Source organism: Arthrobacter sp. Dra40, from assembly GCF_059091905.1.
On record NZ_JBNHHB010000165.1, the window covers coordinates 1 to 11,279 of the forward strand.

Here is an 11,279-nt window from a genome sequence, read left to right on the forward strand (position 1 = left end):
CTCATCCGTGAGCTCCCGCGCTCCCATGCGGCCACCCGCGACGGGGCCACGCACGCCTTCGCCGTGCCTCGCTCATCCGTGAGCTCCCGCGCTCCCAGGCTGCCACCCGCGACGTGGCGACGCACGCGTTCGCGGGCATGCTCTCGCTCATCCGCGAGCTGCCGCGCTCCCAGACGGCCACCCGGCGCGGGGACTGGACGGGGGAGGGATTCCCGGTGCCGCCGCGAATCAGCGAGCTGACCCTGGGGCTCATCGGGTTCGGGCGCATCGCCCAGTACTTGGCGGGCCCGGCCGCCCCGGTCTTCGGATCCGTCATCGCCTACGACCCCTTCGTCCCCGACGAGGCCTGGCCTTCCGATGTACGCCGGGGCGAGCTCGCCGAGGTCTTGGCGGCGTCGAACGTGGTCAGCCTGCGCACGCGCTCACCGAGGAAACCCGGAACCTGCCCGAGGTCGAGAACCTCGCTGTCTTGCCGACGGGCAGCTATGTAGTGAACGTGTCGCGCGGCGCTCTCATCGACACAGGCGCTCTGCGCTGCCTTACACTCCGGCCATAGCGCCGGTGCCATGCCGGATGTGCTTCGGGGGAACCGGACCCCGCCGACCATCCGCTGGTCGTCCACCCGTCGGCGATCGTCGCGCCACGCGGCTTGGGATCGCAGCGCCGAGCACGCCGGTAGCTAGGCCAAAGACACTCCCACGAGTAGAAGAAAAAGAATTCCAGCAAAATCCATTGACCTTGCTCTCGCTCCTCGGTATTCTCGTTCTCTAAGAGACCTATATCACATCGTGAGAATCCATGAACTACTAGCGAAGAGGCAAGATTTATGGAGTTCGCAGGAATTAAGGCCCACGGACTGGGAAAGCGTTATGGTTCCGGCAGTTCAGCCGTAACCGTTCTCGAAGATTTAGACATAGAAATCCGACCGCAAAGTTTCGTGTCCTTGCTAGGGCCCTCGGGCTGCGGCAAGAGCACGCTGCTCAAGATTCTGGGCGGAATCGAAGAACCTTCAACTGGTGACGTAATGGTGAATGGCTTGCCGGTGGCTGACGCGGTAAAAAAGCGCCAATTCGGCCTGGTTCCCCAAAAGGCTGCATTGCTTCCCTGGAAATCCGCAATAGACAACATACGCATGCTGCGACAGATCGCCACGCGCAAGAAGCGCGGAGCGGATATCGATGAAGCAGCTTCTAAGGCCTTGGAGATGGTCGGGCTGACGGCCGCCGCGAACAAGTTGCCGCACCAGCTCTCCGGCGGTATGGCTCAGCGTGTCTCCATCGCGAGGGCGCTGGCGCTCGATCCGCAGATCCTGTTGATGGATGAACCCTTCGGGGCCCTCGATGCAATCACTCGCGATGAAATGAACCTCCGGCTTGCTGACGTGTGGGCGGAGACGCAGAAGACGATCGTCTTTGTCACGCACTCGATACCGGAAGCGGTGTTCCTCTCCGATGTCATCCACGTCATGGGGACCAATCCCGGGCGCATCGTCGAAACACTCGAGATTGACCTGCCCCGCCCACGCACGCTAAACGTCTTCGACGATCCCACCTTTCAGGAATATGCCGCTCACCTGCGACGCCAACTCGAGCCGAAGGCGGTGGCGTGATGCTGGGCAGCCGAAACGGAAGCACTGTTCACAAGATTCACAATCGAGGCGCCGGGCTAAGCGGTGACGGTCAAAATCTGGCAGGGCCAGAAAAAGAACTGAGTCGAAAAATGAAATCTTGGTGGAGTCATAACTGGCCCAGCGCCGCGGTATTTATCGCTGTCGTCGCTATTTGGGAAATAGCTGTAGACCTTCTGAACCTTTCAAGCTTCGTCATCGCCAAACCGAGCGAATTCATCGCCGAGATGTGGACTTCCAGGGAGGTGCTCACCGAAGCGGCCTGGGTGACAACCGAGGAAATTCTTTACGGCTTCCTCATCAGTATCGTCGTCGGTATTGCCATAGCGGTCGCGCTGGCAAGGTTTCAGTGGCTTGAACGAGCGCTCTATCCGCTCATTGTGCTGTTCCAGGTTGTCCCTAAAGTGGCCTTGGCGCCGATCTTCATTCTGTGGTTCGGCTACGGACTGGCCCCAAAGATTGTGCTGATCGTCGTCATCGCCTTTTTCCCGATCACTCTCAACATGTTGGTCGGACTGAAGAGCATCGATAAGGAGCTCCTGCTGCTGATGCGCTCAGTCGGTGCTTCCAAAAACCAAGTGTGCACCCAGATCCAGATCCCTACGTCCCTTCCATACCTTTTTGCGGGACTAAGGATCGCCATAACCTTCGCGGTCATCGGAGCCGTCGTGGCGGAGTTCGCCGGGGCTCAGGACGGGCTCGGCTATCTGATCCAGTTCGCCTCGACCCAGCTCGACACTCCGCTGATGTTCGCTGCATTGATCCTGGTTTCCCTCCTCGGCCTCGTCTTCTATTACGCGATGTCGCTGGCAGAGTACCTGCTCGTTCGCAAGTTCCCTCATATCGCCCTGCAATCCACCAACTAACCGGATAGTCCCTTCTTAGGAGAAGCCATGCGACTTTCTCGTTCTTTCACCGCAACCTGTGCCGCCGGAAGCATCCTCTTCCTCGCCGCCTGCTCCAGCGGTTCAGCCGGTGCCGAAGCACCCGCAGACGGTCTCGACGAAGTGACCGTGCAGCTCGACTACCAAGTACGCGGCAACCACGCGATGTTCCACGTAGCCCAAGAGAAGGGTTACTTCGAAGAGGAAGGCATCGACGTCACGGCCATCAACAAGGGCAGCGGCTCACCCGATACGCTCCGCCTGGTCGGAAGCGGCGGTGCTGACTTCGGATTTGCCGATCTGCCCTCACTCGTCACTGCCCGCACGCAGGACGTGAAGGTCAAGGCTATTGCGGCCGTCAATCAGGTCTCGCCCTTGGGGTTGTGCTCTCTCAAGGAGAACGTGGAGCTGACGAGTCCTAAGGATCTGCCGGGCCTGACCATGGGTGTCCACCCGGCTGGCTCGACCTATATCTTCTACCAAGCGCTCCTTGCGGCGAACGACGTCGACAAGAAAGCAGTGACAGAACTGACCGTCACACCGCCCTACGAGAACTACTTGATGCAGGGCCAGGTCGACGCGGTTGTTTGCTACGTCGACGCCGAGGTTCCTCTGCTGGAACAGCATGCCGGCGGTGAGGGCAAGCTCAGTGTCATGATGGGCTCCGATTTTGGCTACGACGCCTACGGCTCCGGACTGTTCACCACGGACGAGCTGATCGAGAAGGACCCGGATCTGGTACAGCGCTTTACCAATGCCTACCTGAAGGCGTTCGACTGGGTGGCTGAGAACCCGGAGGAAACTGCAGCATTGCTGGCTGGCACTTCGGCCGAGCTGGCCGACAATGAGGAACTCTTCGCTAAGCAGCTGCAAGCTGACATCGATCACACATTCACGTCCGACCATACCCAAGAGCACGGGCTCGGGGCCATGGACGCGCAGATGTGGGAATCCACCATCGGCATCCTTTCGGACCGCGGAGTAATCAAGACGACTCCCGCAACTTCCGACGTCTACACCAACGAGTTCGTCGAGAACTCGAATGCCAACTGACCGTACCGGAGGGACAGAAAAATGCTGATGCCTACAGGCAAGAACGGGCGGCACGCGGAGATCGCCGGCGCAGGGTTTGCCGGCCTCACCGCAGCGACGGCGCTCGCTCGCATGGGGTGGACAGTCCGTGTACATGAGAGCGGAACGGAACTCCGCGAGCAGGGGGCTGGGATCGTGCTGTGGCACAACAGCCTCAAGGTCCTTGAAGCCATCGGAGCCCTCGATGCGGTTATGGAAGACTCCATGACTCCGCCTTTCTATGAAACGCGCATGCATCATGAAAGCGTCTCCCGCGAGGATTTCGGCGGACTCTTCTGGCGCACTGCCACCAGGCCTCACCTCTACAAGAGCCTGCTAGGTGCGGCACAGAACGCCGGCGTCGAACTTGTGACCGGTTCCAAGGTAGTCAGAGCCTCGCCGCAGGGACTCCTGACCTTGGCCTCCGGCCAAACGCTCGAAGCAGACCTGGTTGTGGGGGCCGACGGCGTCAGATCCCAGGTCCGCGACTCCATCGGCTTTGAGCAGGAGCGGTGGAAGTCCCGCGACGGCATCACCCGCTTCCTAGTCCCAAGGCTGAAAGAGGAGCTGGGCGAAGGCGAGTGGGACAACGTCATCGACTTCTGGAACCTGGAACCGCGTTACCTGCGCGTCCTCTACGTTCCGTGCAATGAGCGTGAGCTGTACATCGCGCTCGGCGCCCCGCGCGCCGACGAACAGGGAAGCCGCACACCGATCGACCTTGACCTCTGGACATCGGCATACCCCGAACTTGCCCCCGTCCTCAAGGCCGCCGCCAACGCTCCGGACCCCAAGTACTACGGCTACCAAACAACGGTGCTTGAGAAGTGGAGCGAGGGTCGGGTCGCCCTCATCGGCGATGCCGCACACGCCATGTGCCCAGCCCTGGCACAGGGCGCCGGCTGCGCGATGCAAAACGCGTACACCATGGCCGTCGCCGCGACAGCATCCAGCTTGAGCGACCTACCCGACGCGTTGGTCGAGTGGGACAGGCTTGAGCACCCAATCACCGACCGCTGCCAGCGTCGCTCAGCGGATTATGCGGCAAACCGGGGCATGTCGCAGGGCAACCAGTTCACTGATGAAAACCTCGAAACGGCGCAGTACGACCCTACGGATCCTGGCCGTCACGCAATGATTGGAGCTAAAGCATGAGCCGGCTGATTGGGGACTTCTATGAAGTCCGAGCTTTCCACAGCACCGTTCAAGAGATCGTTCACGAAGGCGGGCCAGCCGCTGACTTGCCGTTGATCAAAGCATGCGTGGGCGTGGTCATCAAGAACCCCTTCGCAGGCCGTTACGTCGAGGATCTCTCGCCGCTGACTCTCCCAAGCGCGGCCCTAGGCACGGAGTTGGGGCGTAGAGCGGTTGCTTTGCTAAACGGTCGCGAGGTCGAGGGATATGGCAAGGGCGGCATCGCAGGCGTAATGGGTGAACAGGACCACGTGGTTGCCTGCGTTACGACCGTCTTCGGCAATGCGTTTCGCGAAGCCATCGGGGGAGGCGGAGCATGGATCTCCTCCACCACCAAGACCGCGGCCGCGGGAACGCCGATCGATATTCCGCTGGCATTCAAGGACGAGGTCTACGTGCGTTCGCACTACGACACTATTTCCTTCCACGTTCCCGACGGACCTAGGGCCGATGAACTGCTGATCTGTGCGGCGGTTTCGACCGGCGGACGCATCCACGAGCGGGTTGGAGGCATGACCGTCGCCGAATTCCGTGCCTCCGCATCCTGAAGCATTCACACACGTAGCAAGGAGAACTCAAATGCAGGACTTCAACAACCTTTACAGCAACGACCAGTCCGTCTACAGCACCCTCCACCAGTTGGCTCGGGCTCACCGCATACTGGAAATGGAAGGCCACGGTGACATGTCGCTGGGCCACATGAGCTACCGCGACCCGGAAGGCCGTGGCATGTGGCTCAAGCGGGGCAACCTCGGACTAGACGAGGTCCAGGCCGAGGACTTCATTTTGGTTGACTTCGAGGGCAACGTGCTGGAGGGCAAGGGCATCCTCCACCTGGAGTGGCCGCTTCACTCCGAGCTCTACCTGGCGCGCCCGGATGTGAACTTTATTGGCCACTCCCACCCGTTCTACACAACTGCTTTTGCTACGACTACCGCTGAATTCGGCCCCTATACCAATGAGGGGGTCTGGTTCGCCGAAGAAGGCGTCCCGCGTTTCGACCTCACGTCGAACATCATCACGAGCGTGCAACTCGGTAAGGAGCATGCGAACGCCATGGGGAACTCGTTAGCGATCTTGCTGCGTAACCACGGCTGCAGCTTCGTAGGTTCCACGGTCCAAGACGTGACCTTGGCCGGCGTCTTCCTGGAGCGCGCCTGTAAGTTCCACCTCACTTTGGCCACCTCCGGTCTGGAATACACCCTTCCCTCCAAGGAAGAAACCGCTTACAAGATCGAGGAGATTTACCGGCCCAAGGCGCGGAACAACTTCTGGAACTACTACAACCGCCAGCTTGACCGCCTCGAGAACTGATTGCCCGTAACCACAGCCGGAAATAACAAGGAGAGACATGGCAATCCCTACCATTACCACTGTCATCGGATCGGGCAGCATGGGTCCCGGTATCGCAGCGCTTCTGGCCCGCAGCGGGAGCCAGGTCAGGCTGAACGACATAAGCCAAGACGCCCTGGACCGGGCGAAAAAGGTGATCGACGGTGCAGCCGCGGTACTCGACGACCTCGGAACTCCAGTAGTCGAGGGCGGATCGGTCACTTACGAGACGGATCAGCGTCGGGCCCTAGAGGGTGCCGACCTGGTGATCGAAGCAGTGCCGGAGAAACTGGAGCTGAAGCGGATGGTGCTCCAGCAGGTTGAGGAGATAGTCAGCCCAACCACCATCATCGCGACGAACACCTCCGGTATACCAATCACCACCATGGCCGAAAGCATGCAGAATCCCGAGCGCTTCATCGGCATGCACTGGTCCAATCCCCCACACCTCATTCCCATGATCGAAGTCATCAAGGGAGAAAAGACCACCGACACTGTCGAAAAGGAACTCGTCACGATGGTCGAATCATTCGGCTATGAGGCAGTGAGGCAGAAGGAAAAAGCAGGGTTCATCGAAAACCGAGTCCTCTACGCAATCCTGCGCGAATGCATGGCCCTGCTGGAGGAAGGAGTTGCTACGCAAAAGGACCTCGACACCTGCGTGAAGTGGGGCATCGGCTACAAGTTAGCCGTCATCGGCCCGATGCGCCTGGTGGACATGGCAGGCTTGGACATTTATGAGTCAGTGGCAAGTTACTTAAACGAAGACCTGGATGCGCGCAGCGACGTTTCGGAGATCGTGAAGTCGCTGACTTCCAGCGGAAGACTGGGCATGAAGACCGGCCAAGGCCTGTATGACTACGCCGAAGGGGAAGTCGAAGCCAAGCGCGCCGATATCATCAGGGGCTTGGTCGCCGTTCGAAAGACACTGTCCGAAATCACACCCGTCTGACAATGCAAACCGAAGATCTGCAGTACGCCGAAATTGACGGGACAACCATCTGTTTCCGGGACTCCGGACAGGGCCGGCCGGTGCTTTTCCTGCATGGCACGTCCGCCAGTCTCGGCGTTTGGGACGGTGTGACGACACGTCTGGGCGAGGGCTATCGGGCCATCGCATTGGACCAGCGTGGGCACGGTCGGAGCAGCAAGCCAGCGCTTGGCTACTCACAGCACGACTTTGCCGGCGACATACTCGGACTGGTGGCGCATCTCGGCCTGGAAGATGTGGTCCTTGTGGGTCACTCTCTGGGCGCTCGCAATGCCATCGTTGCAGCGGCTATGGAGCCAGAGCGGATCGCAGGAGTCATCGCCGTCGACTACCTGCCGTTTGTGGAACCTGAAGTGATCGACAACCTTGAACACCGCGTTTTAGGGGGTCACCGAAGGTTCACCGGATTCGACGAAATTGTCGACTACCTGGTTGAGCGCTACCCCCGAACACCGCGAAGAGCGCTAGAAACGCGGGCACTCTACGGGTACGAAGAGCGTGGCAAGGACTACCTGCCGCTGGCTGAACCTGAATCCATGAAAGGTACAGTCGACAGTTTCCGCACCGACTTCAGTGACGCGTTCGGCAGCGTCCGCAGGCCGGTGGTGGTGATTCGGGGAGAGCAAAGCAGCATTGTCTCCGAGCATGCCTTCAGGCGCGCAAAGAAATTACGGCCGGACTTCGACTACGTCACCGTGCCCGACTGCGACCACTACATCCCCGAAGCTGCGCCGGAAGTCGTGCACCAAGCACTCCTTGATAAGTTTCCAACTAACGAAAGGTAATACCTTCAAATGCCCCTAAACATTAAAGACCTCAAAGTATCAGCCGGTGATATCCACCAAGGAAGCCGTATTCCCGAGCCGTACGCTGCTGATTTCGGAAACAAGACGCCACGCGTATCGGTCAGCGGGATCCCCGCTGGGACGGTAGAACTTGCCTTGATCATGCATGATCCGGATGCACCCCTGGCGAACGGGTTTACGCACTGGGTCGTCTACGGAATCAGCCCCGAAGAAGGCAACCTCAGCGGAGAGCTCCGCCTCGGCCCGAACACCATGGGAGATAAGGAGTACAGCGGACCGCAGCCACCGGCAGGGCACGGAACGCACCACTATTATTTCTGGGTATATGCCCTCGACACACGGGTGGAGGGCACGCCAACAAGGGAAGAGTTTCTTGCAGGCTATTCCGAAAACATTTTGGAGCAGGCACGGCTCGTGGCAACATTTGACGCCTAATCACTTGAAACTGGCATGTGCGTTAGCCCCATTTTCGTGATTCACCGAGTAATGAAGGGAGGCGGAACGTTATGGCAATGAGCGGTAAAACTCCAGGCGTCGACAGTGCACGGCGTGTCCTCAACGTCCTGATGCTCTTTGAGGAAAGACCGTCCTTGACAGTGGAGGAAATCGCATCGCTGGTGGAGATATCCATCCCGTCTGCCTACAGGTACGTCTCCCTTCTTCGGGAACTGGCCCTGGTGGCGGAGGCCGGAGGAGGTCATTACGTTCTTACCACAAGGGTTTTGGCCTTGGCCCAGTCGGTGAACACATCAACACATTTGCGTCTTGAGGGAGAGGCTGTGCTGGAGGAGCTGAGGCAAAGCACCGGCGAGACGGCCCTCTTGATTGAGCGGTCCGGTGATTACGCTACCTGCACAGCGATTCGGGAATCCGACATGACGGTGAGGATCTCCTACGCTCCGGGAGAGATCCTGCCGCTCCACCGAGGCGCCGGAGCGAGAGTACTCCTGGCCAGCCAAGGGGAGCCTTGGATCCGTCGCTATATGGGGCGGATGGTGCCCTCCCTCCAAGGGAGACAACTGGACAACTTTGTTGAGGCACTGCAAGGACAGCAGCAACAGCCCTTCGCGATCAGTCGGGCAGAACTGGACGACGGCGTTTGTGCCGTCGCTGCCCCCGTATACGTAGGCGGGCAGGTGGTGGCATCACTGTCCGTAGCCGGACCAGAATATCGAATCCAGCACGATGCCCTCGAAAACATTGGCAAGCAAGTGCACCAGGCGGCGAAGGATCTGAGCGAAAACCTCAACCGGTCTCCGCAAGCACCTGTCTAGACGAGATAAGGAACTCCCTATGCCTGCATCCACAGCACAGGACTACGTCAATGAGATGGCCGCCGAGCGCGGCTACGTCTTGGATTACCACAAGTACATGGCGGCGGCGGACTTCCCTGTACTGCAGGCCACTAATGAACTGGTATCAGCGGCCTATCTGCAGGAACGCCGGCTGGACCGGGGTACCAAGGAACTGTTGTTCATCCTGAGTCTGACCGTTATGCGTGCGGGTAAAGCGCAAATCAAGAGCCACATTCAGGTGGCGCTGAAACACGGTGTTAGCCCTGAGGAGATCTTGGAAGCCATCCAGATAGCGCTGCCGGAAGCGGGCATAGTTGCTTTCCAAGTCGGATTTGAGGCCTGGTGCGAGGTTGTGCAGCCGCCCCGGATCGAACCGACCGTCAGCACCTACGATGATCAAGCGGTATCAGCTAAGAGATCTTGAGGGCTGTTTGAAGCCTTTCTCGGCCTTTCGGCCTGCGTGTGTGCGAACGACGACTGCGGGCTGACTAGTTGCATCAGCCCTCCAAACCTACTGCTACTCCACACGGCGACGTGACCGGGTAGCGTTGAGGTGTGATGGCCTGGAACGGTCCGGGCAGAAGGGTGAGGAGCATCGTGTCGATTGTCGTCATCAATGCACTGAAGGTTCCGGAGGGCTCGGGCACTGAACTGGAGGCCCGCTTCGCGGCCCGCAAGCACGCGGTTGATTCCGCTCCCGGCTTCGAGGGCTTCCAGTTGCTGCGTCCCGTCGCCGGCGAGGACCGCTACTTCGTCTACACACAGTGGGCCACCCGCGAGGACTTCGAGAACTGGCGCGACAATCGGGCGCCGCGTGACCACAACAGCTCGCAGCAGCCGGTCGCCAGCGGGGCGGATCTGCTCGAGTTCGAGGTTGTCGAGCTCGCCGATTAGGTTACGCGCTGCCGCTGACGGATCAGCCCAGCGAGGCCGCCGAGGACGAGGAGGGCGGCGGCGGCAGTAGCGAGGACAACGGGTGGCACGGCCCCGCGGGCCAGCCCGAAGCCGGCGGAGCCCAGTGCCTGGCCTGTTGCCAGCGCTATAAACAGCACGGATGTGCCGGCTCCGGCGCTGCCGGGCCACACGTTGCGTGCCCAGAGGATGAGCACGCCGGACAAACTCATGTAGCCGGCACCGAAGACAGCCATGCTGGCATAGGCGGTCCAAGCGGTGCCGGTGGCCATGGATACCGCCACGCCTGCACTGGCAAGGGCCAGTACACCGGCGAAGAAGCACCATCCGCCCCGTGTACCCAGGCGACGGACCAGTGCTCCGGTGAAGACGCCGAGGAACCCGCCCAGGCCGAGGGCGATCCATAGCCATCCGACCCGCTCGGTAGCGACGGACTCAGCGTCGGTGAGCAGCAACGGGCCGAACGACCAGATCAAGGCTGAGCCGGCACCGGCAATGACCGCTGCCACGCTTGGAATGACGAGTAGGCGCCACGGTCCAAGTAGAGGTCCGCGGCTCGTCCTCCGCTCTGGGCCAGTGCGGTCGGAGTTCCCAAGATCCGTCCGTGCCCGGGCGGAGTACCAGACCGCCACCGCCGTCGCAGCGCATGCCAGCGCCATGAGCACCCAAGCCGAACCGACCGACGCCGCTGCCGAGGCCACCAGCCCCGCGCCAATCACTCCGACCGCCGTTCCGGAGTTCACCAGCGACTGCGCCGTCGCGGAGGCCCGAGGCGGGACCGCCGCGTCAATCACTGGGACCAAGGCCGGAGACGCGAAGCCACCGCCCATTCCGCCGATAAAGACGGCCGCTACGAACACCGCCGGCGACGAGGCGGCGGCGACCCCCAGACACCCAACAGCAGCGGTCGCCCCCGCGAGCAGCAGGCCGGCACGAGGGGCGCGATCGACAAAGAGCGCGGCTGCCAGCGCAGCCAAGGAATACGAGGTGAACTGCGCTGCGGCCGCCCAACCGAGGACCTCCGTGAGCTCCGGCCGTTGCAGGGCCAGGAACGGAGCAAAGAGGCCGATGGGACTGCCCCCAATTCAGTTGACTCCTGACTTGTGAGGATTCATTCCTTGCAGGAAGGATGTTCCTGTGCCCAAGCCCTATCCCGCCGAGTTCCGC

Annotated in this window: 13 protein-coding genes and 1 pseudogene; 13 read left to right on the top strand and 1 reads right to left on the bottom strand. The window is 60.7% G+C overall.

What is annotated here, in order from left to right:
• Positions 1 to 137 precede the first annotated feature (137 nt).
• The 13 genes and pseudogenes from AC5RWT_RS29170 to AC5RWT_RS29230 all read left to right on the top strand — a co-directional run bounded on the left by AC5RWT_RS29170 (position 138) and on the right by AC5RWT_RS29230 (position 10,094).
• Positions 138 to 556: pseudogene (locus tag AC5RWT_RS29170) on the top strand (NAD(P)-dependent oxidoreductase).
• A 270-nt stretch (positions 557 to 826) separates the two neighbouring features.
• The gene (locus AC5RWT_RS29175; RefSeq protein ID WP_494083248.1) at positions 827 to 1,609 is read left to right on the top strand and encodes an ABC transporter ATP-binding protein; all 783 of its coding nucleotides are present in this window, start codon (positions 827 to 829) and stop codon (positions 1,607 to 1,609) included.
• Positions 1,609 to 2,493 (top strand): ABC transporter permease, encoded by an 885-nt coding sequence (locus tag AC5RWT_RS29180; protein WP_494083259.1) that lies wholly within the window; start codon positions 1,609 to 1,611, stop codon positions 2,491 to 2,493. The genes AC5RWT_RS29175 and AC5RWT_RS29180 overlap by 1 nt, the downstream gene beginning before the upstream one ends.
• Before the next feature lie 27 nt (positions 2,494 to 2,520).
• Complete coding sequence (locus tag AC5RWT_RS29185; RefSeq protein WP_494083249.1) at positions 2,521 to 3,564, top strand: ABC transporter substrate-binding protein; 1,044 nt, start codon at positions 2,521 to 2,523, stop codon at positions 3,562 to 3,564.
• Between the two features lie 27 nt (positions 3,565 to 3,591).
• Complete coding sequence (locus AC5RWT_RS29190; RefSeq protein ID WP_494083250.1) at positions 3,592 to 4,737, top strand: FAD-dependent oxidoreductase; 1,146 nt, start codon at positions 3,592 to 3,594, stop codon at positions 4,735 to 4,737.
• On the top strand, positions 4,734 to 5,324 hold the full coding sequence (locus tag AC5RWT_RS29195) for an amino acid synthesis family protein (protein ID WP_494083251.1): 591 nt from the start codon (positions 4,734 to 4,736) through the stop codon (positions 5,322 to 5,324). Before AC5RWT_RS29190 ends, AC5RWT_RS29195 begins: the two co-directional genes overlap by 4 nt.
• A gap of 31 nt (positions 5,325 to 5,355) precedes the next feature.
• Positions 5,356 to 6,090: a class II aldolase/adducin family protein gene (locus tag AC5RWT_RS29200; RefSeq protein ID WP_494083252.1), complete on the top strand. Its 735-nt coding sequence runs from the start codon at positions 5,356 to 5,358 to the stop codon at positions 6,088 to 6,090.
• A 37-nt stretch (positions 6,091 to 6,127) separates the two neighbouring features.
• Entirely contained in the window at positions 6,128 to 7,060 is a 933-nt protein-coding gene (locus tag AC5RWT_RS29205; RefSeq protein ID WP_494083253.1) for a 3-hydroxyacyl-CoA dehydrogenase NAD-binding domain-containing protein, read from the top strand.
• 2 nt (positions 7,061 to 7,062) lie between these two features.
• Complete coding sequence (locus AC5RWT_RS29210) at positions 7,063 to 7,884, top strand: alpha/beta fold hydrolase (protein WP_494083254.1); 822 nt, start codon at positions 7,063 to 7,065, stop codon at positions 7,882 to 7,884.
• Between the two features lie 9 nt (positions 7,885 to 7,893).
• A complete protein-coding gene (locus AC5RWT_RS29215; RefSeq protein WP_494083255.1) occupies positions 7,894 to 8,340 on the top strand; it encodes a YbhB/YbcL family Raf kinase inhibitor-like protein in 447 nt (148 codons plus the stop codon).
• Positions 8,341 to 8,417: 77 nt separating this feature from the next.
• The gene (locus AC5RWT_RS29220) at positions 8,418 to 9,179 is read left to right on the top strand and encodes an IclR family transcriptional regulator (protein ID WP_494083256.1); all 762 of its coding nucleotides are present in this window, start codon (positions 8,418 to 8,420) and stop codon (positions 9,177 to 9,179) included.
• A gap of 19 nt (positions 9,180 to 9,198) precedes the next feature.
• Positions 9,199 to 9,624 (top strand): carboxymuconolactone decarboxylase family protein, encoded by a 426-nt coding sequence (locus AC5RWT_RS29225; protein ID WP_494083257.1) that lies wholly within the window; start codon positions 9,199 to 9,201, stop codon positions 9,622 to 9,624.
• Between the two features lie 173 nt (positions 9,625 to 9,797).
• Entirely contained in the window at positions 9,798 to 10,094 is a 297-nt protein-coding gene (locus tag AC5RWT_RS29230) for an antibiotic biosynthesis monooxygenase family protein (protein ID WP_494083258.1), read from the top strand.
• Here the strand turns inward: AC5RWT_RS29230 and AC5RWT_RS29235 are convergent.
• Positions 10,091 to 11,197, bottom strand: a complete 1,107-nt coding sequence (locus AC5RWT_RS29235; RefSeq protein ID WP_494083260.1) for an MFS transporter — start codon at positions 11,195 to 11,197, stop codon at positions 10,091 to 10,093. The two genes, AC5RWT_RS29230 and AC5RWT_RS29235, sit on opposite strands and share 4 nt — an antisense overlap.
• Positions 11,198 to 11,279: the final 82 nt, after the last annotated feature.

Excerpts from the sequence above, each read along its gene's own strand:
- AC5RWT_RS29175 (WP_494083248.1), top strand. The coding sequence starts at position 827 with ATGGAGTTCGCAGGAATTAAGGCCCACGGACTGGGAAAGCGTTATGGT.
- AC5RWT_RS29180 (WP_494083259.1), top strand. The coding sequence starts at position 1,609 with ATGCTGGGCAGCCGAAACGGAAGCACTGTTCACAAGATTCACAATCGA.
- AC5RWT_RS29185 (WP_494083249.1), top strand. The coding sequence starts at position 2,521 with ATGCGACTTTCTCGTTCTTTCACCGCAACCTGTGCCGCCGGAAGCATC.
- AC5RWT_RS29190 (WP_494083250.1), top strand. The coding sequence starts at position 3,592 with ATGCCTACAGGCAAGAACGGGCGGCACGCGGAGATCGCCGGCGCAGGG.
- AC5RWT_RS29195 (WP_494083251.1), top strand. The coding sequence starts at position 4,734 with ATGAGCCGGCTGATTGGGGACTTCTATGAAGTCCGAGCTTTCCACAGC.
- AC5RWT_RS29200 (WP_494083252.1), top strand. The coding sequence starts at position 5,356 with ATGCAGGACTTCAACAACCTTTACAGCAACGACCAGTCCGTCTACAGC.
- AC5RWT_RS29205 (WP_494083253.1), top strand. The coding sequence starts at position 6,128 with ATGGCAATCCCTACCATTACCACTGTCATCGGATCGGGCAGCATGGGT.
- AC5RWT_RS29210 (WP_494083254.1), top strand. The coding sequence starts at position 7,063 with ATGCAAACCGAAGATCTGCAGTACGCCGAAATTGACGGGACAACCATC.
- AC5RWT_RS29215 (WP_494083255.1), top strand. The coding sequence starts at position 7,894 with ATGCCCCTAAACATTAAAGACCTCAAAGTATCAGCCGGTGATATCCAC.
- AC5RWT_RS29220 (WP_494083256.1), top strand. The coding sequence starts at position 8,418 with ATGAGCGGTAAAACTCCAGGCGTCGACAGTGCACGGCGTGTCCTCAAC.
- AC5RWT_RS29225 (WP_494083257.1), top strand. The coding sequence starts at position 9,199 with ATGCCTGCATCCACAGCACAGGACTACGTCAATGAGATGGCCGCCGAG.